Source organism: Flavimaribacter sediminis (genome assembly GCF_019492055.1).
Taxonomy (GTDB): Bacteria; Pseudomonadota; Alphaproteobacteria; order Rhizobiales; family Rhizobiaceae; genus Flavimaribacter; species Flavimaribacter sediminis.
On the sequence record NZ_JAICBX010000002.1, the window covers coordinates 1,064,450 to 1,091,441 of the forward strand.

Consider the following 26,992-nt stretch of genomic DNA (forward strand, 5'->3'; position numbering starts at 1 on the left):
TTCAATCTTCAGGTAATTTCTTCTCTATCGATTGAACCTTCCGATCGATTGCTATTAGCTTTTTTTCAAGCATGGATATTCCGACTAAAACGTCATCAATCTCATTCTTGGATGCGTTACTCAATAAGGGTTGTTCGATTTTTCTGCTTTTCTTGAATTTCAGAGGTCGAACCGCCACTGCTATTGCAGCAAAAACACCATGCGTAAAGTAATTGAAATATATATTTTTTCTATATTTAAGTTCTATGCGTCCATCTAATATTCGCGAAAACGTCTTATAATCATTAATTTTGATGAAAACTACTAATTTCGATCCCCGATTACCTATTTTGTATCTATCTAATACGTACTTTATATTATTCTTCTTATATGTATTAACAATCGCAAATAGTAGTGAGAATAACTCCGGCCACTTCTCTTTACCACATTTCTTCGACGTCCATTCAATTTGAGCAATTGTCCATCTCAACAGAACATCTCTGTAATTCGGATATACGCCCTCCTTTTTGAGCCATGTCTCAATGATCTCATGATGCGCAAATATTCCGAACAATTGACTACTACCGCTATCCATCGTTTGTCCGACGCGGTTCACACGGTGTTTGCACAACTTTTCCGGGACAAGAGCGATGGAGTTCGACTTTATGATTGTAGCCCAGTGAAACGGGTTATCTTCAAAGAAGAAATCTCCTACAGGAAACCTGATCCGGTTTTCCTCCAGTAGAGAACGACGATACACCTTGCGCCAGGGAACTGCGATAAATTGTAAAAACTTCTTTCGGCTCTTCTCATCCAGCTTAACGCCCTTGATGCCTGAGAAGTCCTTCCATCTCCTCTCGTCAGCCGGATCGGTCAGATCGCCTGTCAGAGAATCAGTCAGATAGTAATTGCACATAGCCAGCGCGCAATCCTCCGATACGGCCGCGTCGACAAGTTTGGCAAACATGGCAGGATCGTAAATGTCATCACCATCGGCGAATCCGACAAAGATTCCGCTCGCCATATCCAGGCCGATGTTCGCAGGCGTCGCTACTCCACCGACGCTGTTTGCCTTTTGCAGCACCGGGATTATGCGTGAATCCTTCGCAGCAAATTCGCTGATGATATCGGCCGACCCATCGGTTGAACCGTCGTCTACAACAATGATCTCGATATCTTTGATCGTCTGGTCGATCAGATTGCGGATACAGTCACCTATGTAGTCTTTTACATTGTAGCTGGTCACAATGATCGAAAGCAGCGGCATCTAAACATCCTTCACAAACTTCGGCCGGCCGAAATGGCAGTCCAGCAATTCTTCAGCCAACTTCGGCATGCGACTTTTTGCTCTGAGATAATCGTCAAATCTCAGATCCCGGAATGATCTTTCGAGTTCCTCAATGAAACGTGGATAGTAGGGTCTGTCGATCTTGTTTATCGCCCATTTGGCCATATCCAATTTGAAGTGGATAAACCTCTGATAGTACAGCTTTCTCAATCTGGGTCTCTGATCGAACAGGACGTCTACGTCATCAAGCGCCCTGAAAATGTCGAACCGTTCTTCGTTCTTCCGGTTTGTAATATTGTTGCCCGTGGCGGGAACGATGTGAAAACAGACGGATTCATTGATCATCACAACGCGCTCGGACAGCATCAGTGACTGCCAGTGCGCGAATATATCATTGTTGACTTTTGTTTCGGAAAATCGAAGTTCTATTTTTCTCGCGTAGTCCGCTCTGATGACTTTTGTCCAAGGGTAATTCGTCATTTGCAGCAAGCTGGGCGACTGTTGAATCGTTGTCACCCGCGATGGCGCATCTCCGATAATCTCGTCCCATCGTCTTTCATCGGGAGGATGCATTCTACCGGAATCAGAAGACGCTGCATTCGTTCCATACTCGTACCTGGCTATCGACAGGTCGGCGCCCGTGAATTCGAGCGCGGCGATCATTTTTTCGAGCACTCCCGTGCGAAGATGGTCGTCTGCATCGAAAAACAGCAAGTATTTTCCGGACGCCTCTTTTAACCCGCGGTTTCTAGCAACACCCGCACCAAGATTTACGCCGAGTGAAATATATCGAATGGTTGGAACTTCACGCTGAAGCTCTTTTACAATTTGCGGTGAATTATCCGTAGATCCATCATCCACAATTATTAACTCATGTTGCTCCGTATACTTGCTGTTTATATCACGTACAGTCTGTGCAATGTGATTCTCAACATTATATATTGGAATTATAAATGATAAATTCATATTATTACTTTGTTATAGGCGAGGATTATTAGTGTTTATATAACTCCGAGCGGCTGCCAGCGCATTTTCAATCGACACATCCATGTCGATATAGGAATAGGTTCCAAGTCGCCCGACAAACGTAACGCCCTCTTCCTGCCTGCATCGGTCCTCGTAGTCTTCGAGCAGCTTTTTATCGCTCATCAGCCTAATCGGGTAATAGGGTATGTCACCCTTCCCGCAAGAGCGACTGTATTCGCGAAACGCAATAGTCTTGTCGAATTTTTCCATCTCCCATGGAGCAAAGAACTTGTGCTCGGATATTCGTGTAAAAGGAACGTCCGGATCCGGATAGTTGATGACCGCAGCCCCCTGAAACTCGCCGTCTTCCCAAACGGGTTCGAAATCAAGGGTTCGATATCCCAACCTTCCAAGATCGTGATTAAAGTACCTGTCTAATGGACCTGAATAAAACACATGCGCGAACTCTTCATCCACGGCTTCATAAGGACAGCTCAATCTGACCTCGATCGACTCGTGTGCAAGAATGCCTGAGACCAGACTAGTGTAACCATCCTTGGGGATGCCCTGGTAAGGATGACTGAAATAATTATCGTCATAGCTGAATCTCAGTGGCAGTCTTTTCAATATCGATGCAGGCAGCCTCGCCGGATCTATACCCCATTGCTTTCTCGTGTAGCCGTCGAAAAATGCTTCATACAGTTGTGGCCCGACGAACTTTAACCCTTGCTCTTCAAAACTCCGGGGATCCTCAATGTCGCCACGAGCCAGTCCGGAGATAAAAGATCGAGCCTCCTTTGGTGACAAAACTTTTCCAAAGAATTGATTGATCGTGTGCAGGTTTATCGGCATCGTATAGACCTGTCCGCGAACAACAGCTTTCACCCGGTTGATATAAGGCATCATAGGACAAAACCGGTTTACATAGTCCCATACCTGGCCATTGGCGGTGTGAAAGATATGTGGGCCGTAACGGTGAACCATGATCCCTGTGTCGTTGTCACGCTCGGTATGACAATTTCCGGCGACATGCGATCGTTCATCGACTACGAGAACCTTGAAACCATTTTCAGCCAGTTCGCGTGCAATAACCGCTCCGCTGAATCCAGCTCCGACAGCACAAATACGTTTCACAATACGAGATCCATCCTGGCTATTTTTGTTGAGATGAAAGTCTTAGACTTAGCAGTCGGGTCCAATTCAACCGCAACGTGCCGAATCCGTGCTCAACCCTTATTGCAAAGGCCTGTAATCGCGGTACAAACAAATTCGTGCTACAGCATCAGCTAGGTCTTCGAATGTTTGAACCAGATTTATTAAATACGTAGAATTATCAATCGCTAGTAGCGAAACAGTTTCGATATGGCAACCTCCGAGGTATGGTTTGCAAATAATCCGTTTGCTGGAAATTTGTTAGCATGGATCTCCGCTCATGCTCACAGTGCGCTTGACAGGTTTCCGCTTAGATTTGAACGAATGGTATTTAGGAATGGCTTTCATCCCGTCAAAACTGCATAGAACACTCACAGTAGGGATTCATCAGATATTGAATGAGGCTTGCGGGCGCTACGGCATAAGAACTGGCCGCATTTTTCAGCAAAATCGCCGTTCATTGCGCGATTCTTTTAATTCCAGTCATGTCCCTGCATCTCGATGACCACAAAACCGCAAACCATCATTCACATCGGCACACCAAAGACCGGTACAACCTCCTTTCAGCAATGGTGCTTCGGAAATCGTCGGCGCCTCCTTGCAGATGGAGTTCTGTATCCAGTTGCTCCAGGCAAAACCAACCACGTGAAGCTGCCAGCATTCGCAGTAACGGAAACATTCGATGATGAACTGTTCAATAGAGCCAAGGCAAAGACACAATGGGAGCAAGCCGCCTTAAGGCAAAGTTTGCCTTTGGCGATTAAAGAGGAAATTGACAAATCGCAACCTAAGTTTGTCATACTGTCAAACGAACACCTCTTTACACGATTGAAAAGCATCGATGAGATTAATCGATTAAAGGTTTTTGTTGACAGTTTTTCCTCCGTATCGCGTATCGTGGTGCATGCCCGCCCACAAATCGATTTCCTAGTCTCAAACGCATCGCAAGCTGTCCGCATGGGTCAGGTGGTCACCACCGACTTTTTTCTTCGCGACCACATCGGGCCCAAACATTCTCTGCTCGGACTTTCTCGACAAATCGCGAAGTGGGAAGCTGTCTGGAAGCGTGAGAATATTCTTGTTATTCCCTTCAAGAGAACGCCGGACATTTTAGATCCCATTTTCGAAATGGTCGGACTAAAACGATCGTCCTACCCAGAATCAATTCGCGTAAATGAAGCGCTAGGATGGGGAACGTTAGCGATCGCAAACAGCTTGATCAGGACCGGAGTAGATAAGTCCTTAGAATCAAATTTCCGAGTATTGCTAAAGTCCCTCCCAAGCACTGATCGACTGCAACCCGGAATGGAGATTGCTAAGGAAGTGCAAAGACGCTTCGATGCCGACAATTGTGCACTTATCAAAAGATACGCCAATCGATCTTGTGGCGATTTGAGCCCGGATTGGAAACGCTATGATTTACCTCCCAACATTTACAAACTGGAAGCCTCGTTGGAACTATCTGAAGATATAGCTGCGGCTTTCCAGTTTGCGTTGGATCTAGGTAAAAAATCAAAGCTAGAAAGTGAGGTAAACCGAGCAGAGGCGATAATTATAAAGCGTGAACCCCGTGTCGGGTTCTTGAAACGCCTCCTTCGTTTCTAACTGAATCAGTACCTGAACCGCACCGGCGCAGCAGGCTGTACAAATCCCGGCGAATGAGAAATGATCCCACACACTACCCGCAGGTGACAGGCCCCTGATCAACCTTGATGAGCTTGTCCGTGGCGAAGCCGTCGGCGCGGGCCTTTCTGATCAGATGCTGCTTAAGAGCTTCCGGCATCGAAGGTTCACGCCCGAGGATCCAGAGATATCGCCTGTTCGATCCCGATATGACGGCCCAATTGTAATTTTCCTTGTCCAGTTCGAAGACGTGATAGCCTGCGGCGAACGGCCAGAAAAACCGGACGGATAGGCTGCCCACCTTCGGGCCCTGCTGGAAAGAGGCCTTGCCTGTCACGGTTTTCCACTTGCAGGACTTCCGATTGAAGCCGCGATTCGTCACCAGCAATCCGCCATCTTCCAGCATTTCATAGGTGGCCGTCACATTGGTCAGATTGCGTTCGAACCGATGGTCGAGCCGCATGATTTCATACCAGGTTCCTGTGTATCGGGAGACGTCGAAATCAGTGACCGGCTCCACCGTATAGGGTTTGGCCGTGCATCCCGCGACGACCGCGCACAGAAACACGCAAACCAGAATGGAGAACTGACGCGCCGTCGTCATAATGTAATCGATGCTCCCTGTTTTTTTTCCTTTGGCATGACATTAAGACTATTTTTTAAACGAACCGCCATTTTATCGCACTGAAACAGAAATGCGTCCTTTCAATACTTGCCACCACAGCCTCCATTGCTCAATGGAGGAGCGGTCAATACCGTTAACAATCCAGAAAATTTAATGAAAACGGTGCTTTGGCTTTAACTGGTGGTGAGGAGGACGCGATTGACGACAAACATCCTCTGTTTCATATCCAACTGACTGTATGTGCGCCTATATTCAATGCAGACCGTGCTGGAATTTCGCTTTCTCGTTCGCGTAGACTGGAAGAACCAGTGCGAAAACAGTCCGTGCGATCCACCGACGCCTATGGAGGACATTCGGCGGCGTCTGCAGGTTTTTTCTCTCCGATTTGATTCATTAGCGCCGGATTTGCTCTTATATGAACGTCCGAAATGGTGATTTTATCGCGCTCGTCTTATCCTCAACTGCTTGCAGATGCATCATCGGCAGCATTCAAATGATCGCTGACCGCATCAAGAAACAGTTTCCCGAAATCCTCCAGCTTTTTCGGACCAACGCCATTTACGGCCGACATCTGTTCCAGATTCCCAGGCTTTTCACGCGTAATTTCCTGCAACGTCCTGTCAGCAAAAATTACGTAAGCAGGAACATTTCGTTCGTCCGCCAACTCTCGACGCAATCTTTTCAGCCGTTGATACAACTCCCTGTCTACGTCCGAAAAATCGTCCGTCCTGCTTTCGGACCGCGCAGAGCGCGAAGTGGTTTTGGGGTTGCTGATTTCCCGATAATAGAATTGCTGGGCGCCCTTCAAAACCAGACGACCCGTTCTGCTCAACCGCAGTCCCCCGAATCGTCCAATGTCAATAACCAGATAACCGCCGGCGACGGCCTGGCGAATGAAGGCTCGCCAAAAGAGCTTGGAGTGTTCGTTACCAACTCCGAAAGTCGGCAATTTGTCGTGACCAAGCGAGATAATCCGCTCGGTCGAACTGCCCGTCAAAATGTCGATGATATGGTTTGCGCCAAATCGTTCACCAGAGCGCACAACCGCAGATAAAAGCATCTGCGCCTCGGTGGTTCCGTCGATCAAGGTCGGCGGATTTTGGCAGACGTCGCAATTTCCGCAGGCCTCGGCCTCCTCTTCACCAAAGTAGGAAAGGAGCAACACGCGGCGACATTGTGTCGCCTCGCAATAGGCAAGCAGCGTATCAAGACGCTTGTGTTCCTTTCGCTTGTATTCTTCTTCGCTGCTGTCTTGTTCGATGAATTGGCGGCGCGTTCGGATATCGTCCAATCCATAAATCATGAAGGCGTCAGCCGGCGCGCCGTCTCTGCCGGCGCGACCGATTTCCTGGTAATAGGCTTCCATACTGCCGGGTAAATTCAGATGAAAAACGAAACGGATATCCGATTTGTCGATTCCCATTCCGAATGCGATCGTCGCCACCATGACAATCGCCTCGTCAGACATGAACAGCTCCTGGTTCTGTTGGCGATCTTCGTTCGACATTCCTGCATGATAAGGCAGGCCGCGGATCCCGTTTTCGGACAGAAATGACGCGACTTCTTCGGTCAAGCGTCGCGAGGCGCAATAAACGATCCCGGATTGACCACGCCGCGTTTCAAGGAATTCCATGAGCTGATTTCGCCATTGTGTCTTTGGCACAACGCCGAGCCAAATGTTCGGTCGATCAAACCCATGGACGACTGTGTCGCCGTCTCCGCCAAAGAGTTTGTCTGCAATGTCGCTCCGGGTCGTGGCATCGGCCGTGGCCGTGAACCCGCCAATCGTTGCATCGGGATAGCGGGCCTTCAGGTGTTCGAGCGCTGCATAATCCGGTCGAAATCCAGTTCCCCATTTCGAGATACAATGTGCTTCGTCAACAATGAACATGCCAGGTTTGATGGCGTCGAGAACTGTCAGCATTCGTTCAGTCATAAGCCTCTCAGGCGACAGGTAGAGTATTTTTACATCACCGCCTTGCACATTGCGCCAATCCATAACGTTGTTTTCACGGGATTTACCGGAATGGATGCAAGCGACAGCAACGCCATTGGCCTCAAGCGCCGCCGCCTGATCGTTCATGAGAGCAACCAGTGGCGATACAACAATCGTCAATCCATCGCGCACGATGGCTGGTATTTGATAGCAAAGCGACTTCCCGGCGCCGGTCGGCATGACAGCGAGAACATTCCGACCCGCCAACAACCTGTCTACAATTTCTTCCTGGCCCGGGCGGAAACTGTCGAAGCCGAAGGCCTCATTAAGAACGCTTTGTGCTGTCTGCAGATGGTTCATTCTGTGAAAATCGGAAGCCAGGTAAAAATCTCAACTGGCGACTACATCGCAATAAAAATCCTGTTTAACAAGACGTCGCTACTGGTCACAGTTTTTTCGATCCGTCAGAGCACAGGTTTTGGCGCACGCAGATTTCGAAGCAGAAAGCTTGCCCGTAGAACAAGCCATACTCGATCAAAGCCACTTGCTTACCGGAGCCTGCCTGATCCGATGGTTGGAAGGGCCACTTCCTGTTCCGCGAGGCCCGTTGAATTCCGGTCGTCTTCCAGCGCGCTTGCCGGCCGCCCGGACGTCAGCAACCTGAAACTGGCTTCGATCCCGTCCACCGCTTCCCGCAGCGACGGCACCAGAACTTCATCGAGATTGGACGCCGAGACGGCCGAGCGGAAATAGGTAAGTCCGATCGTGGCAAGTACACGATCCCCATGAAAGATCGGCATGGCGATAGTCGAGGAGTTCTTCGGCTCCACATGCGGATCGCGGATGGCGTAGCCGTGTTTCGCCACGAAGGACCGCACCCCGGCGACCGTGGCATCCAGATTGCTCGGCTTGTCTTCCGGGTTGGTGGATTTCTTCAGCGACTGGACAAGGATCTCCCGTTCCTCGTCGGGACAGCACGCGAGATAGGCGCGACCGAGGGCGCGGGACACCAGGCTGAGACGCATGTTCAACGTTGCGTGAAAGGGCGAGACCGGGCTGTCCGGAATGGTTGAGAACCGGACCGAAACGTGCGCGCCGTCGAGCATGGCGAGCGCAATCGGCCATTTGTGCCGACGCGTGAGATCGCTGCACCAGGGCCGCGCCGCCTCAACGATCATCGGCGCCCCGTGGAAACCGGCGCTGAGCGCGGGCACGAGCGAGGTCACGCAATAGCCGCCGATCATCTTGTCGTTGGCGACATAGCCCTCACTGACCAGCGTATGAAGCAAACGCACGATTGTCGGCTTCGGCAGGCCCGTATCCTTATGGAGATCGCGCACCGTCGCAACGCGCCGCTGATTGATCGAGCGTAGAAGGGTCAGGGCCCTGACAACGGACTGGACTGGTGGATAATGCGCCACGAAACAGCCTGTCTAAACCAAGGAGCAATACATGTTTCTATCCTCCCGGAGCTGACACCGCCTTGTCCGGATCCATGTGCAGGACGACCTTGCCTATCTGGGCGTTGGCATCCAGCACCGCGTGGGCTTTCGCAACCTCCTCAAGCGGGAAGCTTGCACATATGGGCATACGGATAGCACCGGAGGCAAGCAGTGGCCAAACCAATTCGACAAGATCGGCGGCGAGCCGGCCCTTGTATTCAGCCGGGCGCGGCCGAAGCGTCGACCCGGTGAGCGTCAGACGGCGGCGCACGATCGCCCGCACATTCACGTCTGCATTTGCGCCCAGATGGCTTGCCAGCAGCACGAGCCGGCCGTCATTTGCCAACAGATCCAATTGCCTGCCAGTGTACGGACCGGCCTGTCCATCCATGATGACATCAAAGCCTTCCCCGCCGTTGAGCGCGCAAAGCTCCTCGTCCCACGCGCCGTGATAGTCGACCGCACCATCGACGCCGAATTGCTTGAGAACCTCGATCTTTTCCGCCGTGCCGGCCGTTGCGAAGGTGCGGGCCTGACGCAGCTGTTTGGCGATCTGGAGTGCTGCGAGACCAACGCCGCTGGTCCCGCCCTGCATCATGAAGCTTTCGCCCATTTCGAGACGGCCGAGCCAGATCAGGTTGTTCCAGGCCGTCATGAAGACTTCGGGAAGAGCCGCCGCCTGACTGAAACTGAAGCCTGCCGGCAAGGGCATGCACTGCAGCGCCGGGACAACGCAGTAATCCGCATATCCACCGCCATTGACCAAGGCGCAGACTGCGTCTCCGGCCTTGAGACCGTCGACGCCTGATCCGATCGCCTCGACGACGCCAGCGACATCGAGCCCCAAAATGTCGGAGGCGTCGGCCGGCGGCGGGTAGAGACCGCGCCGCTGCTGGATGTCGGGCCGGTTGACGCCGGCGGCAAGCACGCGGACGAGGACGTCTCCCGGGCCTGGCGCAGGGCGTGCGCGCTCGCGCAAATGCAGCACCTCCGGTCCGCCTGGCTCGTCGAATTCGACTACACGCATGGTCATTCCTGCTCCCATTCGTCTGGCAGTGCGACGCCGCGATCGCGCGCGAGGATTGCCAGGCTCGCCTGCGCGGCTGGCGACAGGGTGACAGCGTCCGGGGATGTCTGAAGAGCCCGGTGCTTGCGCTCGCCCGGAACAAAGAGCTCATCGGTCCCTGCGGCGCGACGGGACGACTTCACGCGCTCGACTGCAACGTCCACATCGGACAGGAAATCCGCAGTCGGACGGAAGAAGGCCGGATCCAGGGCGATAAACAGATGCGAGCAGTCCATCGGCTTGGTCAGATTGCCCTTCATCGGACCGATCTCCGTTCCGGGCGCGCCGGCTGAAAGCGTCGCACTCAGAAGATCGATCATGAAGGACAGCCCGAAGCCCTTCGGTCCGGCTGCAGGAAGCAGCATGCCCGCAAGCGCAGCGACCGGATCGGTGGTCGGAGCACCGTCGCTGTCGACGGCCCAGTCGTCCGGGATCGGCTTACCCGCCTGCCGGGCCATATGGATCTTGCCGAGAGCGCCCTGGCTCGTCGCCATGTCGAAGACCACCGGCGGATGGTCACCCGCAGGAACCGCTATCGCCAGCGGGTTGGTCCCGACCAGCGGCTCGGCGCCGCCTGGCGCCGGCATGACGGCGCGGGCGTTGGTCATGCAGATGCCGACGAGATTGTCATCGGCCGCCATTTTCGCATAGCGCCCGGCCGCTCCGAAATGAAAGGAATGGCGGACCGAGCAGACGCCTATTCCAAACTGTCGCGCGGCTTGCACTGCGTGTCGCATCGCCGTTCCGGCGATCAGATGGCCGAGCATGTGCCCGGCGTCGATAATGGTGACGGCGCCGCGATCTTCGACTGACGCAGGCTCGTCGGATGGCTGCGCCATACCGGCTTCCAGATAGTTGACATAATTCTCCGCCTGAACAACGCCGTGGGATGGCAATCCCTGCTGATCAGCCTCGATCAGCGCCAGCGATACCTCTTCCGCGCCTGCCCTGGAAAGCCCTGCAGCGATAAAGATACCAGCAAGCAGATCGCGCACGACGGCGACCTGAAACGTGCGCTGCGCGCAATCCTGAATGGTCATGGTCTCCTCCATACTCATCGATTGTCCATGCCACAGGCCAGTCCCACATCGTATGTGAACAATGGTACATTCCACGATGCGGAACAAGCTCAACGGGATGTCGAAAGCGCCGGGCCTAGCTGTTTAGTCTTTCGCCAATCGCGAATGGAGGATTCTCAATCATGTCGAAAACGTCCTGGCCGGCGGCGCCCGGCAGCTTCCGCGAACGTGTTTTGGGCGGCGCGTTGTGCGCGGGCACATTCGTGAAGATCCCGACGGGTCATGCAACGGAAATCCTCGGCGATCTCGGATATGATTTCGTTGTCGCGGACGCGGAACATGCGCCGCTCGATCGTACAGCGCTCGACAATATCATGCAGGCCGCGGGTCGCGATCGCATACCGGTTCTGGTTCGCGTTCCGAGCGGCAATTCCTGGCATCTTCTGTCGGTGCTCGACTGTGGCGCCGCCGGCGTCGTCGTGCCACATGTCATGCACGCAAAGCAAGCTGAAGAGATCGCTCTGTCATGTCGCTATCGCGGCGGCAGACGCGGCTTTTCCGCGGGCACGCGGGCCGGTCGCTTCGGCGGCGAGGCGCGCTGGGATCTTGTCGATCGCGCCGACGCCGAAACGCTGGTAATCGCCCAGATCGAAGACCCGGAAGCCGTCGACAATGTCGAGGAGATCGCGGCTGTGGACGGGGTCGACGCGCTTTTCATCGGGCGCGGCGACTTGACGGTGGCTTATGGCGCCCCCTCCAACGACGCCGACGTCATCGAGGAAGCATCGCGCCGGATCGCCGATGCAGCAAGAAAACACGACAAGGCTGTCGCGATCTTCGCGGCCAGCATCGCCGAAGTCGAGAAGCTGAGAAAAATCGGGGCCTCGATCATCGTCTATTCGGCCGATCAGAGTTTCCTACGCGCCGGCGCCAGGAAAGCGCTGGAAGACATCCGGGCGCTCGATGGCGCCTGACGCCGACTGTCAGACGGTTTCCTTTTCCGGCATCGGATAGTCGTCCGCGTTGCACACGAATCCGGGACGCTCGGAAAAATCCATCCTGGGCGGTGAGAAGAGGTCGATAAGCCACGCCGTCTCGTCGCCGACATTGCGGCTGGTGTGGATCACCTGGGCCGGGATGATAAGCACCGACGGACTTCCCGCCTCCAGCGCCTCGTCCGGCTTCCACTCGTTCATGTTCTTGCTCCACGGCCAGCGCAGATGGTGGACGTACTTGCCTTCCAGCAGCAGCGACGCCTGTTCATAGTCGGCATGCGAATGGGGACTGAGAGCAGTGACGTCGCGCGGCTCTGTGCGCTTACGCATGGCGTTGACCATGATGTTGGTGCTGCGGAACACGCGCATGTTCGAATCCGGCCTATCGTACTCTTCCGGAAGATAGGTTCTCAGCTTGTAACCTTCCGTGGGAGTTGGCCAGGCGACGAGCGGCGCGCACTCCGGCGCTCCGTCCGAATAGGTATCGGCATTGACCGCCATTTCCGCCAGATCGGTAGCGCGGTTCGAGAAGACCCGGACTACGAGGCCGCCCTCTGCAGAGATTACGGAGCTCTTGCCGGGCGGCACGATAGTGATGCTTCCGCCCTGCGCGTCGATCTGGTCCGATCCGGCCTCGATCCGGGCGGGGGCTTCCGGCAGGATCACCCAGTATTCGTCGGGATTGTCCGCGCGCTCGAGCGATGCGCCGGGCGACAGCCGGCTCACGGCCACGACAAGGTTCGCCCCGCGCGTGATCCAGGTCTCTTCACTGCTCCCGGAAATCTGTGGTGGTTCTTTTGAGTGGTCCGCCAGGCTCTCCGGTCTGGTCTGGGTCATTTCGATCTCCTTGCCTCTTGGAGTTGGCGCTTGTCAGCTTGTCGAAGCCTGCCGACCTTCGCGCAGTTTGCGCTTGATTTCGGAAAGCTTGTCAGTGGCCGCTTTGGTAAGGTCCGCGTATCGCGAATGCCCGTGTGCATCGATCGCGACCATGAGCGGGCCGAAATTCTCGACCTCGAAACGCGACAAACGAAACTGCGTGATGAGATCGTCCCATCCCGTTTCGACGAGCCTCTTGACGCCTTCCGTCAGCAGGGGCGCCGCGCCGCCGATCATCGAGAAATACACACAGCCGGTTTCCTGCAGAGCGTCGACGCAGGACTGATCCATCCCGCCTTTGCCGCCCACCGCTGTAAAGCCGAAGTGGCGGACCAGCGTAGGCATGAAGGCGTTGAAACGCGTGCTCGTCGTCGGGTTTACATATTCCGTGACGACGCCGTCCGGCGTATCGATGTTGCAGCTTCCCATGTGCAGGAAGACGGCGCCCTTCAGGTTGATCGGCGGTTCTTCGCTCCGGGCAATCGCATCCATGATCCGCTGGTGGGTCGGAAAACCGGCGGTCGTGATGATCTCGCCGTCGAGATAAACGACGTCGCCGATTCTGAGTTTGTCGATATCTTCCCTGTCGAGGGGCGTCTTCAGTCGATACTCACTCAATGCGTTCCACCTCGCCGGAATTGTAGATCTTCGCGCGGGTGCGCCGATTGATCCAGCAGTTGAACGCAATCGCAACAGGGGTGAAGCCATGTCCCGACGCATAGTCGATGTGAACTCCCAAGGCGGTCGTGACGCCTCCGGTGCCCATTGGACCGAAACCGGTCGAGTTGACCGCTTCCAGGAGGCGCTTTTCCATGTCGGCGAGGATCGGTTCGGGGTTGGGCGTTCCAAAGGGCCGCAGCGTCTGCTGCTTTGCCAGCTTTGCGGCATGGTCGAAGGAGCCGCCAATGCCGATGCCGATAGTGACGGGAGGACAGTGCTGCGATCCCGCCCTGACCACCATGTCCATGATCCAGCCCTCGATCTCGTCCAGCGTCGGATAGGAAAAGATCTCAAGCGCCGCCCAACGGCCGCCTCCCAGCGCCTTCGGCGCGCAGGTCACGTCAATGTAATCTGCGCCAGATATTATGTCCCACGAGACGATCGGCATGTCCTTGCCGCGGTAGCTGCGCTCGCCCGTTAGCGGGTTGGTCACGAATTTGAGAATCGGCGGTTCGATCGTCTCGACCAGATCCGCAAAGCCATCGACAATCGCCTGCTTGATGTCGCCGCCGAACTCGACGCCTGTGCCGATCTTGACCGAATAGGTCGGGACTCCCGAATCGGAACACAGCAAGGTATCCTCGGTCTCGGCGCGCTCAGCGCTCCTAAGCATGAAGCCGAGCGCCTTTTTCGGCGCGTCCTCGGTTTCAGCGTCCAGGGCCGAACGCAGAGCGACCTTGGAATCCTCCGGAATTTTCTTCAACGACCACTCGTAGAGGTCCCTGGTCGTCGATTTCATCATTTCATATGTGACGGGCAACTGACGCAACTCTCCTCCACTCCTGGGCCGATGGATGGGAACCTAGTCCCGCCATTGCGAGAATGACAGATCGGGCGCAAACGCATTCCGCATTATGAAACGCGCGCAAACGTCAATTGTATTGCGCGGCTGTTCGCGAAACGATTTCGCAACAAAACACAAGACGTCGAATTGCAAAGGACCAGGGATGGGAGCGGCAGAAAATCGCACGGAAGCGCTTCGCTTGATAGATACGATCGATGAATCACGCGCCGACGCCTTGATGAAGGGCGCGGTGGATTTGCACGTCCATTCGGGCCCGTCGGTCATGGCCCGCCAGGTCGATCACTTCCAGGCTGTGGAAGAGGCGGCTGCGGCCGGCATGCGGGGCATTCTTTTCAAGGATCATCACTATTCGGTGGCGCCGTTCCTGCCAATCATGGAGCGCGTTCTCGGCCATCACGGCGTGGCCATGTACGGCGGCGTCGTGCTCAACAACACCGTCGGCAGCCTGAATCCCCATGCGGTCGACTTCAATCTGAAGTCCGGCGCCAGGCTGGTCTGGATGCCGACCGCGCATTCCCTCAACCATATTCGCAACACCCATCGCAAGTCGCGGCTGGCGACCAACGTACAGCTGAAGAAACCGGTCGCTGTCACGGTTCTCGACGCACGCGGCGACCTGCTTGACGAGTGCAAGGAAATTCTTGATTCGATTGCGGAATTCGATGCAATCCTGTCTTCCGGCCACCTCCATATCGGCGAGGTCTGGGTGCTGTTCGAGGAAGCCAGGGCGCGCGGCGTAAAGCGGCTTCTCGTCAACCATCCCATGTACGGCCTGCATTGTACGGCCGACGACGTCGCCGAACTCGTCCGCATGGGAGCCCTGATCGAGCAGTCGGCTTGCCTGTATGTCGATTCCCGGTTCAACTATTTTACGCCGGAAGAATTGCGCGAACACATCGACGCGGCCGGCCCCGCTCATTCCGCTCTCGGTTCGGACCTCGGGCAGGTGGACAATCCGTCTCCCGTCGAAGGACTGAAACAGATGATCCGTCTCTGCCTCGCGCTCGGATATACCGACGAAGAAGTGAAGCTGATGGTTCAGGATAATCCTGCGCGCATCGTCGGATTGCAGTAAGCTTAAAAAGGGGCGCCGCGGCTGTTCCGGTTTGCAAACCCGGTCGGGCATGGATCGATGCCGGGTGGCGAGGTATGACGCATGAGTGAACAAGAGGTCGACACGTTCGATCGCGAGACGGCCGGTCGGCCATTGCCGCCATTTGCGAGATGGTACGTGCGAATTGCGACCATCGCCATCCTGCTGCTGGCGATCAATCAGGCGTTCAATACACGCTTCTTCGTCGACATCACGTTGATCACACTGCAGTTCAACTACGTCATCATCGCACTGGCGCTATCATGCGGCTTCCTTCTGATGGCGCCGACGAAGCATCTCTACAATCGTCCACCGGGTATTCTCGACTGGCTGCTGGTTGCCGTCCTGATAGCGACCTGCGCATTCTTCTTCGCCAATTCCTACAGCATCTCGCTGCTCGGCTGGGAGGTCGCACCGCCGTTCTGGGCGATCATAGCGTCCTTCGCGATGTGGGTCCTGGTGCTGGAAGCCGGCCGCAGGGCGGGCGGACTTCCGCTGGCGATCATCGTCTTCGTGATGTCCACATATCCGCTCTACACGGAATATCTGCCGGCCGCGATCGCCGGATTTGGCTCCTCGGCCGAGTACGTCGCGGCCTATCACGCTATGGGTTCGGAAAGCATTATCGGCATTCCGCTCAGGACGTTTGCGAGCCTCATCATCGGCTTCATCATCTTCGGCGCCGCCCTGCAGCGCACGGGCGCGGGCCAGTTCTTCATGGATGTAAGTTTCGGTCTGCTCGGACATGTCCGGGGCGGACCGGCCAAGGTGTCGATCTTCTCGAGCGGCCTGATGGGCTCGATGAGCGGATCGGTGATCACCAACGTGCTGACGACGGGCGTGCTGACCATTCCCGCAATGCGCAGGGTCGGCATGTCGGGTACGTTCGCGGCGGGGGTAGAAACCTGCGCCTCGACCGGCGGGGTGCTGATGCCGCCCGTCATGGGCGCAACAGCGTTCGTCATGGCGAGTTTCATGGGCGTTCCCTACGCCGACGTCGCGCTTGCCGCGGCCATTCCCTCTATCCTTTATTTCTTCGGGCTGTTTGCGCAGATCGACGCTCGCGCGGGTCGGGAAGGCCTCGAAGGTCTTCCGACCGAGGAATTACCGTCTGTCAGGCAGGCGCTGAAGGAAGGCTGGTATTATGTGTTCGCCTTCGCTCTTTTGATCTTCATGCTGCTGGTCATGCGCCGCGAGGCGCTGGCGCCGTATTTCGCCACCCCTCTTCTGATCCTGCTCAACCAGATATTCTCCAAGAAGCACCGCTGGAAATGGCGCGACGTGCTGCTTTTCATCGACACGCTGGGCAGCTTGTTCGCGAACCTGGTCGCGATCCTCGCCGCTGTCGGAATGATCATGGGCGCGCTCGCCATGACAGGCGTCGCGGCCACGCTCGTCAACGATCTCCTGAGAATCGCCGGCGGAGATCCATTGCCGTTGCTCATCATGGGAGCGCTGACTGGGCTGCTTCTCGGCGTCGGCATGACCTCAACAGCCGCCTACATCTTCCTGGCTATCCTTCTGGCGCCCGCGCTGATCAAGGTCGGTCTTGAACCCATGGCGGTGCACCTATTCATCTTCTACTGGGGCATGCTTTCCTTCATTACCCCGCCCGTCGCCCTCGGCGCATTCGCCGCCGCGAGCGTTGCGAAAACCAAACCGATGCGGACAGGCGTAGAGGCGATGAAGCTCGGCAGCGTCATCTATTTCATCCCGTTCTTTTTCGTTTTCGAGCCGGCGCTGGTCATGGCCGGTCCATGGAACGAGGCAGTGGTCGCCTTCGTTTTGGCGGTGCTCGGCATCGGTCTCTACGCTGGCGCCATCCAGGGCTACATTCCATTGGTCGGACACTTGTTTCCAAACCAGTGGTATGGCCTGCCGCTGCGGCTCCTGATGATACTCGCGGCCATTCTGATCGCATTACCATCCGACGCAGTTCCGCACTGGTCAGACCTCGAATTGCTCGGCGTTGCAGCCGTGATCGCCCTGCCGCTGCTGGCGTTCGCGGCGATCTCCAACAAGGGTAAACTGGGTGGAGCGGCATGGTCGAAGTAGAAACGGCAATGGACCTGAAAGCCCATGAAGGGCAGGAACTCGGACATTCCGAATGGGCGCCGATCGATCAATCCATGCTCGACCGGTTTGCGGAACTCACAGGCGACGACCACTGGATTCATATCGATCCGGATCGGGCGACGCATGAGATGCCTGACGGGAAAACGATCGCTCACGGCCTTCTTGTCCTCGCAATGGGGCCGGGATTGCAGAAACAGGTCTACACTGTCCGCAAACGCGGTCGCGGCCTTAACTACGGATACGACAAGCTGCGTTTCGTCTCTCCTGTGCCAGTCAATGCGCGCGTCAGGCTATCCCTGAAACTGCTGTCGGCAGAGCCCCACTCGCTTGGAACACGCATCACGACGCAACAGACTTTCGAGATCGAGAATACGCAAAAGCCGGCGCTGGTGGCCGAACACATATTGCTCATAACCGATCCATGAGGGTGACGGCATGAGGTCTCAAAACGAAACAATTCTGGGCGCGCTATTCGATCGCGCTCGCTCTTCTGCCGACAGGCCAGCCCTGACGGTAGGGCAGGATACGCTGAGCTGGCCTCGGCTCGCGGAAAGCATTGCCCGCTTTGCCAGCAGCACGCGGGCGACCGGCGTCGCGCCTGGACAACGCATCGGCATTCTGTCCGGCAACTCCGTCGAGGCGATCGTCGCCTATCTCGGGAGCATTGCGGCGGGCTGTATCGCCGTGCCTCTGCCCGCCTCGTTGCTCCGCCGCGATCTCGCGGTCCTGATCGAGGATTGCGCCCCCGCCATGCTCGTTGCAAATGCATCCGGAGAGGCCGCGCTGGAAGGACTGTGCGGCGCGCCGGTGTTATCTACGCAGAGCGAGGCCGCCTCCACAAACAGTTTCGAAGCCTTTCTGACTGCAGGCGATCCGGGCACGCTACCGCTAACCATGGATCCGGAAAGCGGTTTCAATATCATATACAGCTCCGGAACAACCGGGCGACCGAAAGGCATTGTCCACGACCACGGCATGCGCAACCGCCAGGCGGCGCGCCGGGTGTTCGACATCGGACCGGACAGCGTCATGCTGCTGTCGACGCCGGTCTATTCCAACACCACGCTCATGCCGCTTCTGGCAGGCCTCAGCCACGGCGCCCATGTCGTCGTGATGCCGAAGTTCGACGTCGAGAGATATCTCGAGGTCGCCGAAAACCTGAAGGCGACACACACCATGCTGGTGCCGGTGCAGTATCAGCGGATCCTGGCTTCGCCCGGTTTCGACGATCGCGACCTCTCGTCCTTCAAGGTCAAGCAGAGCACCAGCGCTCCGATGCCCATCGCTGTCAAACAGGACATCCTGAAGCGATGGCCCGGACGCTTCGTCGAGGTCTACGGCCTGACTGAAGGCGGCGTGACCCTCATGCTCGACGCCAAGCGTTTTCCAGACAAGCTGCAGACTGTTGGCAGGCCGGCGCCCGACAACGACATTCGCGTGATCAACGACAATGGCGAGCTTTTGCCGACCGGACAGATCGGCGAGGTGGTCGGTCGCTCGCCTTTCATGATGAGGGGATACTGGAACCGGCCCGAAGCGACGGCCGCCCTTGAATGGCGCGCGCCGGATGGTGAAACCTATTTCCGGTCCGGCGATCTCGGATCGTTCGACGAAGAGGGCTTTCTGACACTGCAGGGCCGCAAGAAGGACATGATCATTTCCGGCGGCTTCAACATCTATCCCGGCGATCTGGAGAGTATATTGCTCCAGCACCCAGATGTGGAGGAAGCAGCTGTCGTCGGCGCCGCCAGCGACCGGTGGGGTGAAACGCCGTTTGGCTTCGTCGTGCCTCGAACAGGCAGCCGGATCCATGCTGACGCTCTGCGGGAATGGGCGAATGAACGACTCGGCCGCATGCAGAAGATCGCCGGCATCGCCTTGCGGAAAGAACTACCACGGTCGTCGATTGGCAAGATACTGAAACAGGAGCTGGCGCGTGATCCCGCGCTCAGACAGGTGCAATGAGTTACTCACTGGAAGGCAAAAACGTTGTCGTAACAGGCGGCGCAAGCGGCATCGGCGCCGCCACGGCGCAGCTCTTCGCAACGCATGGCGCGCGGATTGCGCTTGGATATCACTCGGACGCCGACAAGGCGGAAGCGATGGCGGCCAGCCTTGCCGGTGACGGCCATTGCGCCATCCGCATGAAGATCGACGACGCCGGAAGCCTTGCCGAAGCAGCCAAAACTATCAGCGCAAAGTTTGGAGAGGTCGATGTGCTCGTCAATTCAGCCGGCCGGACGGTTCCTGTTCCCGCCGCGAATCTCGACGATCTGACAGATGAACTCTTCGACGAGATCACGCGAGTCAATCTGCGTGGGCCTTTTGCGGTCATCCGTACACTCGCGCCACTGTTAAGGGCCGCGCCGCAAGCGGCGGTGATCAATATCGGCTCCGTAGCGGCGACGACCGGGACCGGCAGCAACCTCGCCTACTGCGCATCCAAAGCCGGCGTTCACACCCTGACCATTGCTCTGGCAAAGGTCATGGGGCCGTCAATCCGCGTCATGACCGTTTCGCCCGGCGCCGTCGACACGGAATTCGTAAAGGGTCGTGCGCCAGGCGCACTGGAAAAGATTGCAGCCAATACGCCCCTCAAGAAAGTCACCGACGTCGGCGCCGTCGCCGACGCCGTCTATTCCTGCGTCGTTCATCTGACCAGTTCAACCGGCGTCGAGATCATTGTCGACGAGGGTCGACACCTGCCGTGACAAGCAATTTAGCCGGACGTGCGGGTCGGGACCTGCCCTGACGAAATCAAGGAGAGGACGACCTCGCCGTTCTGGTTGCTGACCTCGACCCTGGTCCTTATGACTCCGCGGTCGGGCCTGGATTTTGAGCGCCGCGTCTCTATGACTTCACGCTTCACCTCAAGGACATCGCCAGGCTTGACTACCTGTCGCCATCGCAGTTCGTCCACGCCAAGACCGACCATCGGGGTATCGCCGTAACCTCCATCCTCGATAAAGAGGCGAAGGGAAAGCGCCGCGATCTGCCAACCGCTGGCAATCACGGTTCCAAAGCGACCCTTTGCGGCTGTGGCGGGATCCGTATGGATTGGCTGAGGATCATTGACCTTCGCAAACGCGATGATGTCTTCTTCGGTGATGGTTTCCTTGCGGCTCGTCCAGGTTTCACCAACCTCGAAATCCTCGAACAGGCGTGTCTGCGCCATTCATGTCTCCCTGTCGTTTGCCGCTTTGCCTGAATAATTATGGCGGGGAACGACCCCGCCAAAATTGCAATTTTCACTATTGGTCGGACAATGGCGCTGCCCGGTATGCGTCAGTTGTAGGTCGGCAGTCCCGCGTCTTCGAGAGCCCTGGTCCTCGTTTCTGACCATTTCTCGCTGCGTTCGCCTTCGGGAAGACCTTCCCAAGCGCTTTGCAGGATGTCCTGGCGCTTGATCAGAGCTTCATTGTAGTCGGTGTCGGCATCGGTCCACAGTCCTTTTTCCTTCCAGTAGCGAACGGCGCCAGCATGATAAGGCGCATTCCACTGGAAGTTCTGACGATCGGCTGCCCAGCCGACTAGGCTCGGCTCGGCGGTCACGAATTCATCGTACTGCAGGTCAATCGCCTTTGTCAGATTGTAGATCATGTCCTCGTCCTGATCCGGATAGGCGAGCAGCACCGGGAACGGGAAACCGGCGCATTCGACCGACTTGTCCTTCGACATGTTTGCTCCGGCGGTGCCGACGCGCGGTGCGAATTGCGGCTTGATCATGCGCAGCTTTTCCCATCCTTCCTTGTCGGAAGCAGGCAGCGCCAACCAGTTGAGGCCGGACGGCGAAGCTGCAGCCTGGGTCGCGAAGGACACGGTCGTCAATGTCGTGATCGCGTCGACCTGGCCATTGAGAAACGCTTCCCAGGATCCGGCGAAACTTGGAACGTCAACCTTTTCGACGTCGTCCCATGTCAGGCCGTAGAATGCGAGGAAGGCTGCGACGTTTGCCTGCAGCGCCGGAGATCCGACCACCCACCCGAGGCGCTTGCCACGCAGATCGTCAGGACCGCTGACCGTCAGATCGCCCTGCAGGGCGAGCGTGAAGCAGTTGTCGGAGTTTGCGCCGTAGAGCATCTGAAGTTGCTGCGGACCCAGTTGCGGGTCGGCGAAGGCGACTGTCCCTTCCACGGCATTGAAGGATTCCGAACCGAGGAGCGCAAAATCGACCCGCCCCTGCTTGACCGGAAGAACGCGCGCAACATCGCTCGTCGCCGGAAGCACGCGCAGGTTGGTCGAATAGGCGTCGCTCAATGCGGCGCCGATGGCGACAGCCTGGACATAGCCCGACGATCCGACGTCATAGGACGTCCAGGACACCGTGGACGGCAGTTCAATCTCCTGGGCCGCCGCATCCGTGAAAGCCGACCCGGCAAAAAGCATTGCGCCTGCCAGTAGTGCATGAACAGTTTTCATACTGATCCTCCCTTTAATACGTGCAGTTTAAGTAACCGCATTATTCAGATGCGGATCGTAGAGTGATTGGACAGGAGGTGTAATCCCTGATTGGCCAGCGTTCCGCATCACGAAACGCTCTGCGCCCACGCCGGTCTCTCCCAAAGACCACGTTTGTCTCTACCCATTCCCCGACTTTGATCAAAGCTTCTTCGACAACAAGGAGGATCGCGTCGAACCATCCGCAAACCTATTCGCTCCGGAGAAAGGTAAACTCCATCACCGAGATCGAAATCATCCGCGCATCGGACGTATTCCTCTTCATGTGTCAGGCGGCGCTTCCGCCTCCGTCGATCTGCACGACGCTGCCGGACAAGAAGCCATTGAGCATTAGATGAATGATCTGAGCCGCCACTTCGTCAGCCGTGCCAACTCGTTTGACCGGCAATGCGGCGGCGGTTTTGGAGAATAAGTCGTGTCTCTGGCTGTCCGATAAGTGGTCCCACCACGGTGTGTCCAACCGACCCGGAGATGCGCAGTTAACCCGTATCGGCGCCATTTCCGTTGCGAGAGCCTTGGCCAGCGTATCCAGGCCGGCATTGATAACGCTGAGCATTGTAGCTGCGCCCGATGGCCTCACGCCGAGCATGCCCGAGACCAGGGTCAGGCTTCCGGTGTCGCGAATGCGGGCGGAGTGGGCGACATGGATCGCGCCCCACAATTTACTCTCCACGGCAGCGCGGGCCTCAGAAAGGGGCCTGTCTCGCAGCGTTGAAGTCGAAAGCTCTGCTGCCGACACCACGACGTGGTCAAACGGATCTCTGCCTGTGAAAAACTTTGCGACGGCATCCGCGTCCCGCACATCGACCGAAGCGGTTTCCAGCCCGTCACATTGCGCCGCCGCTGCGGCAAGGCGCTGCCGATTGCGCGAAGCAATGGTGACCGTTCCGCCGAGAAGGGAAGCGCGTTGTGCAACCGCCAGTCCAACACCTGATGATCCCCCGAACACGACGACACTCCGCCCATCCAGCCGCTCCTCGATCATTTTTTCGCATTACCCCGTTCGTCAGAGTCCTCCAGAACGCTGCCCGCCATCATTTCACAAAACTGCGCCATCGCAGTGTGGTCCTGGCCCGGACCGAGATATTTCTGGGCGCCGCGCCAGATCTCCCGGCACAGGCCGGCCAGCGGCGCGGCGGTTTCCGTCGTCTCGGCGACGCCCAGGGCAATGCCAAGATCCTTCACCATAAGGTCAAGCCCGAATCCGGCGTCGAACTTGCGCGAAAGCACATATTGCTTGAATTTCTTCTGGGTCGAATTGTTCATACCGGTCGATGCATTGAGCACGTCGACCATAACGGAGGGGTCGAGCCCGAAGCGCGAGCCGATCAGGAGCGCCTCGACGCCAATCAGGAAACCGCCGGCGCTCACAAGATTGTTCAGCGCCTTCATGGCGTGAGCAGAGCCGACCGGTCCGGTTCGCATCACCGTTCCCATTGTTTCCAGCACTGCCCTGGCGCCCTCGAAAGGCGTGTCCTCACCACCGACCATGATCGCCAGTTCGCCTGTCCTGGCGCGAGGCACGCCTCCGGAAACGGGGGCATCCAGCAGGACGAGCCCGGCTCTTTCTGCTGTAGCGGCAAGTTCTTTCGTCATGTCCGGGACGCCGCTCGACATTTCGAGGATCAGCCCACCCTTCGTCAGTCCCGCAAAGACCCCGTTCGGTCTGCTCAGGACCTCGCTCACGATGGCGCTGTTTGGCAACATGGTCACGACGATATCGGAATCTTGGGCGAGGGCCGAGGCGGATGACGCGGCCGCCGCTTGCAGATCTTGCGCGGCGTTTTCCGTAAGCTGCATGTCGGCGTCGAGAACCGTTAGGCTGTAGCCCGCATTGGCAATGCATCTGGCCATCGGCTTTCCCATCGCGCCAAGTCCGATGAAACCGATCCTGGGAAGATTTTCTTGCATGGAGCCTTCTTTCTCTCTTCAGTTCAATTCGAGAACATTTGTTCCGGAAGCCACAGCGAGAGTTCCGGGAAGGAAATCAGCAGAACAAGTACGAGCGCTTCCATGACGATAAACGGGAGTATTCCGCGATAGATATCGGACAATGAGACCTTGCCTTCCGAGGCGCCGATTACTGCGAACAGGTTCATTCCCACTGGCGGCGTCAGAACCGCGAGTTCAACCAGCTTGACCATGATAACGCCGAACCATATGCCATCGTAGCCCAGCGACGTCACCATTGGATAGACGAACGGCAGGGTCATTACCTGCATGGCAAGCGGGTCCATGAACATGCCGAGCACCATGAAGACGAACACCAGCAGTATAATGAATATGATGGGTGACAGTTCGAAGGACTGCAGCAGGTCGGTGGCGGAAGTCACAGTACCGGCAACGAGGAAGAAGCGAGTGAACATCAGGCCGCCGATGATGACCATGAACAGGGCCGCCGTAACACCCGCGCTTGAGCGCAGGCAACTGGCGAAAGCCTCGCGCGAGAGTCGACGTCGGGCAAGCGCGATGACGACTGCGCCGATAGCACCCAGTGCGCCTGCGCCGGAGGGCGTCGTGAATCCGAGATAGATGCCGCCGATGACGACGGCGGCAAGAAGGAACGTCGCCCAGAGGGCTCTGGCGCTCACGCCGATTTCCCGCAACTTCGCGCGCGTCTGTGGCTCGGGTGCGATGTTCTTGCGAACCCTGACCAGGATGCTTGTGCCGATCATGTAGGTCGCCGCCGTAAGGATGCCGGGTACGACGCCGGCGATCAGCAATTCGGCAACGGATTCACCGGTCAGGAGACCGTAGATGACGAAACTGATGGAGGGTGGGATGAGCGCAGCGATCGTGCCCGCTGCCGCAATGCAGCCGGCAGAGTAAGCCCGGTCGTAGCCCAGTTTCAGCATTTCGGAAAGTGCGATCCGGGTGAAGAGCGCGGCATTGACCAGAGTCGATCCGGAGATAGCGGCGAAGCCGGCTGACGCCAGGATCGTCGCCTGGTAGAGAGCCCCGCGGCGCGATCGCAGTATAAGGTTGCTGAATCCGAAGAGTTCCTGCGTGATGCCGGATGATGATGCGATGGCCCCCATGAGTACGAACATGGGTATCACGACGAAGCTGTAGTCGGATGCAGTCGCGAAGGGGAGGTTGGTCAGGACGCCGAGCGCAAATGCGGATCCGCCTGTAATCCACAGGCCGACGACTGCTACCGATCCCATGGCGATGCCGACCGGTACGCCGGCGACCGACAGGATCAGCATCGCGGCAATTGCGATCAGTCCCATGGCCAGCGGATCAATCATGGTCGCGGTCTCCGGGGATCTCGATGCCGGCCAGCCGGTAAGCGAGCTGTCGGGCAAATTCAGCGACTGACAGCCACGCACCGAAGCAGGCGACGCTCTTGAAGGGCGCAACCGGGAAGGCCAAAGCGCCGAGCGCCGTCTCGTTGAACTGCCACGCGGTGCCGGCAAGCTTGGTCGCTTTAAAAGCGATCAGCGCCATGAAGATCGTGCCGATCGCCAGGGAGAAGATGGCCGCAAGACGTTTTGAAGTTGGTCCGAGGTGCTGGGTCGCGACATCGATGATGATATTGGAGCCCTGCGCCTGCGCTTCCGCGAGGCCCAGAAACACGATCACCGCCAGCAGGGCCCCAGAGAGCTCCACCATTCCCGGTATGGGTCTGAGGAGGAGATTGGTCGAAACGACGTCCGCGGCGCCCATGACGCCGACGAAGAGCAACAGTGTTGACGCAACAAGAAATCCCAGATGGGATATCCGGCGTAACAGATAATCAAGTCCGGCAAGTATCCGCATTCAGGCAACCATTTATTCAACATGGCAACAGGCGACGATCCTGTCCGTTTCGCCGCCTGTCATCAAGGTTTGATTACTTGTTTTCACGAATGTAGTCTGCGAGTTCCTTTGCCTCGTCACTCTTGCCGAGTTCGCCCATTTTGGCAGTCCAGATTTCCAGCATGTCCGGAACAGCAGCATTGAGCGCGTCCTTCTCCTGGAACTCGATAATCTCCATTCCCGATTCCTCGAGGCCGGCGACTGCCTTGCTTTCAGCCTCCGCTATCAGTTCGTTTCCGTATGTCTCGGCATCCGCCGCGACTTCCTCAATGAGGGCGCGGACGTTGTCCGGCCATGATTCCCACTTCGATTTTGAAACGAACAGCGTATGCGCACTGATGACGCCGAAACTGATGTCGGTGCCGTATTCGGCGACCTGATCGACCTTGAACGCCTTTACGGCGGAATTAAACATATAGGTGCAGTCCATCGCGCCCGATTGCATCGCCTGGATCATTTCGACCGGCGGAACGTTGACCGGAACCGCACCGATTGATTCGAACATGATCGGCACGAACGATCCATAGGACCGTACCTTCTTGTTCTTCAGATCGCCCAGCGTCTTAAGGGGCTCGTTGCAGTAGAGGCGGTAGTCCGGCAGATAGCGGTATAGCAGCGGATGCAAGTTGGCGGCATCCAGTTCAGCCTTGACGGTAGGATTGTTGTTGAAGATGTCACGCGTCAATTCGTTCAGTTTCGGTCCATCGGTGAAGGTAAAAGGCAGCGCATTCGTCACAGCGGCGAATGGCATACGCGCCTGCTGGTTGCCCATGACTATGAGGCCGAAATCGATCGCACCGGAACCGACCAGGTCGACGATCTCGGCCTCTCCACCTAGTGTGTTGGCCCAGAAATGCTGGATTTTGATCGCGCCGCCGCTGCGCTTCTCGATTTCGGACGAAAAGTACTTGTCGATTTCGGATGTGTTGACCACTTCCGGGATGTTCGACGAATAGCGAAGAGTCATTTCCGGATAGTCTTGGGCGTTTGCCGGCGAAAGCGCAAATGCGCAAAGCGCCGCGACCGGCGTCAAGAGGTGTAGGATTCTCATTGGGGTCCTCCCGGGATTCAT

At 56.8% G+C, this 26,992-nt stretch carries 25 protein-coding genes; 7 read left to right on the forward strand and 18 right to left on the reverse strand.

Annotated features, from left to right (window positions below; all coding sequences use genetic code 11):
- Position 1: 1 nt before the first annotated feature.
- Genes K1W69_RS13225 through K1W69_RS13235 form a run of 3 tightly spaced genes read right to left on the reverse strand, consistent with a single transcriptional unit; the run spans position 2 to position 3,370 of the window.
- The gene (locus K1W69_RS13225; protein ID WP_220228803.1) at positions 2 to 1,246 is read right to left on the reverse strand and encodes a glycosyltransferase family 2 protein; all 1,245 of its coding nucleotides are present in this window, start codon (positions 1,244 to 1,246) and stop codon (positions 2 to 4) included.
- Complete coding sequence (locus K1W69_RS13230) at positions 1,247 to 2,233, reverse strand: glycosyltransferase family 2 protein (protein ID WP_220228804.1); 987 nt, start codon at positions 2,231 to 2,233, stop codon at positions 1,247 to 1,249. It abuts the gene before it with no gap.
- Between the two features lie 12 nt (positions 2,234 to 2,245).
- Positions 2,246 to 3,370 carry a UDP-galactopyranose/dTDP-fucopyranose mutase family protein gene (locus tag K1W69_RS13235; protein WP_220229338.1) on the reverse strand — a complete coding sequence of 375 codons (1,125 nt, stop codon included), beginning with the start codon at positions 3,368 to 3,370 and terminating at the stop codon, positions 2,246 to 2,248.
- Between the two features lie 516 nt (positions 3,371 to 3,886).
- Between K1W69_RS13235 and K1W69_RS13240 the strand changes: the two genes are divergently transcribed.
- Positions 3,887 to 4,990 (forward strand): hypothetical protein, encoded by a 1,104-nt coding sequence (locus K1W69_RS13240; protein ID WP_220228805.1) that lies wholly within the window; start codon positions 3,887 to 3,889, stop codon positions 4,988 to 4,990.
- A 73-nt stretch (positions 4,991 to 5,063) separates the two neighbouring features.
- On the opposite strand, the gene K1W69_RS13245 is transcribed toward K1W69_RS13240, so the two are convergent.
- The 5 genes from K1W69_RS13245 to K1W69_RS13265 form a co-directional block, all read right to left on the reverse strand.
- Positions 5,064 to 5,612 carry a lipocalin family protein gene (locus tag K1W69_RS13245; protein WP_220228806.1) on the reverse strand — a complete coding sequence of 183 codons (549 nt, stop codon included), beginning with the start codon at positions 5,610 to 5,612 and terminating at the stop codon, positions 5,064 to 5,066.
- A gap of 478 nt (positions 5,613 to 6,090) precedes the next feature.
- Positions 6,091 to 7,929 carry a DNA helicase RecQ gene (gene recQ, locus K1W69_RS13250; protein WP_220228807.1) on the reverse strand — a complete coding sequence of 613 codons (1,839 nt, stop codon included), beginning with the start codon at positions 7,927 to 7,929 and terminating at the stop codon, positions 6,091 to 6,093.
- A gap of 188 nt (positions 7,930 to 8,117) precedes the next feature.
- Positions 8,118 to 8,990, reverse strand: a complete 873-nt coding sequence (locus K1W69_RS13255) for a DNA-binding transcriptional regulator (RefSeq protein WP_220228808.1) — start codon at positions 8,988 to 8,990, stop codon at positions 8,118 to 8,120.
- A gap of 37 nt (positions 8,991 to 9,027) precedes the next feature.
- Positions 9,028 to 10,044, reverse strand: coding sequence for an NAD(P)H-quinone oxidoreductase (locus tag K1W69_RS13260; RefSeq protein WP_258571026.1), 1,017 nt, complete (start codon positions 10,042 to 10,044; stop codon positions 9,028 to 9,030).
- Positions 10,041 to 11,117, reverse strand: coding sequence for an Ldh family oxidoreductase (locus tag K1W69_RS13265; RefSeq protein ID WP_220228809.1), 1,077 nt, complete (start codon positions 11,115 to 11,117; stop codon positions 10,041 to 10,043). Before K1W69_RS13265 ends, K1W69_RS13260 begins: the two co-directional genes overlap by 4 nt.
- 161 nt (positions 11,118 to 11,278) lie before the next feature.
- On the opposite strand from K1W69_RS13265, the gene K1W69_RS13270 reads away from it, so the two are divergent.
- Positions 11,279 to 12,070, forward strand: a complete 792-nt coding sequence (locus tag K1W69_RS13270) for an HpcH/HpaI aldolase family protein (protein ID WP_220228810.1) — start codon at positions 11,279 to 11,281, stop codon at positions 12,068 to 12,070.
- 9 nt (positions 12,071 to 12,079) lie between these two features.
- Here K1W69_RS13270 and K1W69_RS13275 read toward each other — a convergent pair whose 3' ends face one another.
- From K1W69_RS13275 to K1W69_RS13285, 3 genes are read right to left on the reverse strand one after another with little or no spacing between them, the layout of a single operon-like run.
- Positions 12,080 to 12,928, reverse strand: coding sequence for a cupin domain-containing protein (locus tag K1W69_RS13275; RefSeq protein ID WP_220228811.1), 849 nt, complete (start codon positions 12,926 to 12,928; stop codon positions 12,080 to 12,082).
- Between the two features lie 33 nt (positions 12,929 to 12,961).
- On the reverse strand, positions 12,962 to 13,585 hold the full coding sequence (locus K1W69_RS13280) for a fumarate hydratase C-terminal domain-containing protein (protein ID WP_220228812.1): 624 nt from the start codon (positions 13,583 to 13,585) through the stop codon (positions 12,962 to 12,964).
- Positions 13,578 to 14,447: a fumarate hydratase gene (locus K1W69_RS13285; protein ID WP_220228813.1), complete on the reverse strand. Its 870-nt coding sequence runs from the start codon at positions 14,445 to 14,447 to the stop codon at positions 13,578 to 13,580. Before K1W69_RS13285 ends, K1W69_RS13280 begins: the two co-directional genes overlap by 8 nt.
- A 223-nt stretch (positions 14,448 to 14,670) precedes the next feature.
- Between K1W69_RS13285 and K1W69_RS13290 the strand changes: the two genes are divergently transcribed.
- From K1W69_RS13290 to K1W69_RS13310, 5 genes are all read left to right on the forward strand, one after another.
- The gene (locus K1W69_RS13290; RefSeq protein ID WP_258571027.1) at positions 14,671 to 15,567 is read left to right on the forward strand and encodes a DUF6282 family protein; all 897 of its coding nucleotides are present in this window, start codon (positions 14,671 to 14,673) and stop codon (positions 15,565 to 15,567) included.
- Positions 15,568 to 15,648: 81 nt separating this feature from the next.
- A complete protein-coding gene (locus K1W69_RS13295) occupies positions 15,649 to 17,640 on the forward strand; it encodes a TRAP transporter permease (protein WP_220228815.1) in 1,992 nt (663 codons plus the stop codon).
- The gene (locus K1W69_RS13300) at positions 17,628 to 18,086 is read left to right on the forward strand and encodes a MaoC family dehydratase (RefSeq protein ID WP_220228816.1); all 459 of its coding nucleotides are present in this window, start codon (positions 17,628 to 17,630) and stop codon (positions 18,084 to 18,086) included. The genes K1W69_RS13295 and K1W69_RS13300 overlap by 13 nt, the downstream gene beginning before the upstream one ends.
- A gap of 10 nt (positions 18,087 to 18,096) precedes the next feature.
- Positions 18,097 to 19,626 (forward strand): class I adenylate-forming enzyme family protein, encoded by a 1,530-nt coding sequence (locus K1W69_RS13305; RefSeq protein ID WP_220228817.1) that lies wholly within the window; start codon positions 18,097 to 18,099, stop codon positions 19,624 to 19,626.
- Entirely contained in the window at positions 19,623 to 20,372 is a 750-nt protein-coding gene (locus tag K1W69_RS13310) for an SDR family NAD(P)-dependent oxidoreductase (protein ID WP_220228818.1), read from the forward strand. Before K1W69_RS13305 ends, K1W69_RS13310 begins: the two co-directional genes overlap by 4 nt.
- A gap of 8 nt (positions 20,373 to 20,380) precedes the next feature.
- Here K1W69_RS13310 and K1W69_RS13315 read toward each other — a convergent pair whose 3' ends face one another.
- From K1W69_RS13315 to K1W69_RS13345, 7 genes are all read right to left on the reverse strand, one after another.
- Positions 20,381 to 20,836 carry a MaoC family dehydratase gene (locus K1W69_RS13315; RefSeq protein ID WP_220228819.1) on the reverse strand — a complete coding sequence of 152 codons (456 nt, stop codon included), beginning with the start codon at positions 20,834 to 20,836 and terminating at the stop codon, positions 20,381 to 20,383.
- 110 nt (positions 20,837 to 20,946) lie between these two features.
- Positions 20,947 to 22,080, reverse strand: a complete 1,134-nt coding sequence (locus K1W69_RS13320) for a TAXI family TRAP transporter solute-binding subunit (RefSeq protein WP_220228820.1) — start codon at positions 22,078 to 22,080, stop codon at positions 20,947 to 20,949.
- A gap of 307 nt (positions 22,081 to 22,387) precedes the next feature.
- Positions 22,388 to 23,104 (reverse strand): SDR family oxidoreductase, encoded by a 717-nt coding sequence (locus tag K1W69_RS13325; RefSeq protein WP_258571028.1) that lies wholly within the window; start codon positions 23,102 to 23,104, stop codon positions 22,388 to 22,390.
- The gene (locus K1W69_RS13330) at positions 23,101 to 24,030 is read right to left on the reverse strand and encodes an NAD(P)-dependent oxidoreductase (protein ID WP_220228822.1); all 930 of its coding nucleotides are present in this window, start codon (positions 24,028 to 24,030) and stop codon (positions 23,101 to 23,103) included. Before K1W69_RS13330 ends, K1W69_RS13325 begins: the two co-directional genes overlap by 4 nt.
- 23 nt (positions 24,031 to 24,053) lie before the next feature.
- Positions 24,054 to 25,370 (reverse strand): TRAP transporter large permease, encoded by a 1,317-nt coding sequence (locus K1W69_RS13335; protein WP_220228823.1) that lies wholly within the window; start codon positions 25,368 to 25,370, stop codon positions 24,054 to 24,056.
- Positions 25,363 to 25,881 carry a TRAP transporter small permease subunit gene (locus K1W69_RS13340; protein ID WP_220228824.1) on the reverse strand — a complete coding sequence of 173 codons (519 nt, stop codon included), beginning with the start codon at positions 25,879 to 25,881 and terminating at the stop codon, positions 25,363 to 25,365. The genes K1W69_RS13335 and K1W69_RS13340 overlap by 8 nt, the downstream gene beginning before the upstream one ends.
- Before the next feature lie 73 nt (positions 25,882 to 25,954).
- A complete protein-coding gene (locus tag K1W69_RS13345) occupies positions 25,955 to 26,971 on the reverse strand; it encodes a TRAP transporter substrate-binding protein (protein WP_220228825.1) in 1,017 nt (338 codons plus the stop codon).
- Positions 26,972 to 26,992: the final 21 nt, after the last annotated feature.

Excerpts from the sequence above, each read along its gene's own strand:
- K1W69_RS13320 (WP_220228820.1), bottom strand. The coding sequence starts at position 22,080 with ATGAAAACTGTTCATGCACTACTGGCAGGCGCAATGCTTTTTGCCGGG.
- K1W69_RS13270 (WP_220228810.1), top strand. The coding sequence starts at position 11,279 with ATGTCGAAAACGTCCTGGCCGGCGGCGCCCGGCAGCTTCCGCGAACGT.
- K1W69_RS13345 (WP_220228825.1), bottom strand. The coding sequence starts at position 26,971 with ATGAGAATCCTACACCTCTTGACGCCGGTCGCGGCGCTTTGCGCATTT.
- K1W69_RS13340 (WP_220228824.1), bottom strand. The coding sequence starts at position 25,881 with ATGCGGATACTTGCCGGACTTGATTATCTGTTACGCCGGATATCCCAT.
- K1W69_RS13335 (WP_220228823.1), bottom strand. The coding sequence starts at position 25,370 with ATGATTGATCCGCTGGCCATGGGACTGATCGCAATTGCCGCGATGCTG.
- K1W69_RS13225 (WP_220228803.1), bottom strand. The coding sequence starts at position 1,246 with ATGCCGCTGCTTTCGATCATTGTGACCAGCTACAATGTAAAAGACTAC.
- K1W69_RS13305 (WP_220228817.1), top strand. The coding sequence starts at position 18,097 with ATGAGGTCTCAAAACGAAACAATTCTGGGCGCGCTATTCGATCGCGCT.
- K1W69_RS13230 (WP_220228804.1), bottom strand. The coding sequence starts at position 2,233 with ATGAATTTATCATTTATAATTCCAATATATAATGTTGAGAATCACATT.
- K1W69_RS13260 (WP_258571026.1), bottom strand. The coding sequence starts at position 10,044 with ATGACCATGCGTGTAGTCGAATTCGACGAGCCAGGCGGACCGGAGGTG.
- K1W69_RS13275 (WP_220228811.1), bottom strand. The coding sequence starts at position 12,928 with ATGACCCAGACCAGACCGGAGAGCCTGGCGGACCACTCAAAAGAACCA.
- K1W69_RS13295 (WP_220228815.1), top strand. The coding sequence starts at position 15,649 with ATGAGTGAACAAGAGGTCGACACGTTCGATCGCGAGACGGCCGGTCGG.
- K1W69_RS13330 (WP_220228822.1), bottom strand. The coding sequence starts at position 24,030 with ATGCAAGAAAATCTTCCCAGGATCGGTTTCATCGGACTTGGCGCGATG.
- K1W69_RS13310 (WP_220228818.1), top strand. The coding sequence starts at position 19,623 with ATGAGTTACTCACTGGAAGGCAAAAACGTTGTCGTAACAGGCGGCGCA.
- recQ (WP_220228807.1), bottom strand. The coding sequence starts at position 7,929 with ATGAACCATCTGCAGACAGCACAAAGCGTTCTTAATGAGGCCTTCGGC.
- K1W69_RS13300 (WP_220228816.1), top strand. The coding sequence starts at position 17,628 with ATGGTCGAAGTAGAAACGGCAATGGACCTGAAAGCCCATGAAGGGCAG.
- K1W69_RS13240 (WP_220228805.1), top strand. The coding sequence starts at position 3,887 with ATGACCACAAAACCGCAAACCATCATTCACATCGGCACACCAAAGACC.
- K1W69_RS13315 (WP_220228819.1), bottom strand. The coding sequence starts at position 20,836 with ATGGCGCAGACACGCCTGTTCGAGGATTTCGAGGTTGGTGAAACCTGG.
- K1W69_RS13325 (WP_258571028.1), bottom strand. The coding sequence starts at position 23,104 with ATGATCGAGGAGCGGCTGGATGGGCGGAGTGTCGTCGTGTTCGGGGGA.
- K1W69_RS13265 (WP_220228809.1), bottom strand. The coding sequence starts at position 11,117 with ATGACCATTCAGGATTGCGCGCAGCGCACGTTTCAGGTCGCCGTCGTG.
- K1W69_RS13245 (WP_220228806.1), bottom strand. The coding sequence starts at position 5,612 with ATGACGACGGCGCGTCAGTTCTCCATTCTGGTTTGCGTGTTTCTGTGC.